Genomic DNA, 662 nt, shown 5'->3' with positions numbered 1-662 from the left:
AGGGCATAACCATGTCTGATATTTACCATCATACGATTGTTAGCCATCAGGTTTTATGTGAAATGTCTGGCGAGGAACTTTCTTCGTTGAGTAGCTGTAGTGAAGCGGCTTTTTATGCCATCACCAAAGGGCTTACATCAGTAGGTAATCTTATTTCGTCCGCGATTGACAATAAAGACTACGAAGACGAAGAGGCCAGAAGTGATTTACGCAATATTGGCACAATGCTTCAGACATTACCCAGAATTGCGGAAGCCATGGCTGAGAACTGCCGTAGCGCTAGTTACATCATTGGCAGTCGCAACGCAGGGGAGGCAACCAAATGATCAGCACATTGAAATTTAACGATCTGGAAAAGCGTGTTGCTGCCCTTGAGTTGGCTTTAGCTGCCATGCAACGCAAAGGCTCAGTACCGGAAGGCATGGCACCCCTCACCACTCTGGCGGCTGAAATGGGGCTATCCACCAGCAAAGCGGAAGAGCTGGCGAGAAATTGTGGTGTGATGATAGTTCGTCATGGCAATGGTCACGCAGTGCATGAGGCTAAATTCCGTGAAGCGGCTCTAATCGTTATCAAGGGTGCCAAGCGTAAATACGGTAGCAAGTACTGGTACCACCCGCTGATCGGCAAGTTCACCATGTCAGCGAGGCCACAGCTATGAG

The 662-nt window shown here is 48.8% G+C and carries 2 protein-coding genes; both read left to right on the top strand.

The annotated features are described in order from the left end of the window. On the top strand, positions 1–326 hold a 326-nt coding region (locus AEP37_RS23960; protein WP_209435176.1), incomplete at its 5' end, for a hypothetical protein. Continuing rightward, positions 323–661, top strand: coding sequence for a hypothetical protein (locus AEP37_RS23955; RefSeq protein WP_049615683.1), 339 nt, complete (start codon positions 323–325; stop codon positions 659–661). The genes AEP37_RS23960 and AEP37_RS23955, both read left to right, overlap by 4 nt. Position 662 lies beyond the last annotated feature (1 nt).

The sequence above is a fragment of the Yersinia pekkanenii genome (assembly GCF_001152565.1).
GTDB lineage: Bacteria > Pseudomonadota > Gammaproteobacteria > Enterobacterales > Enterobacteriaceae > Yersinia > Yersinia pekkanenii.
Note: the sequence above shows the minus strand (reverse complement) of the source record. Positions and strands in the feature narration are given on the sequence as shown.

Coding starts and splice junctions, on each gene's coding strand:
- AEP37_RS23955 (WP_049615683.1), top strand. CDS start 323: ATGATCAGCACATTGAAATTTAACGATCTGGAAAAGCGTGTTGCTGCC.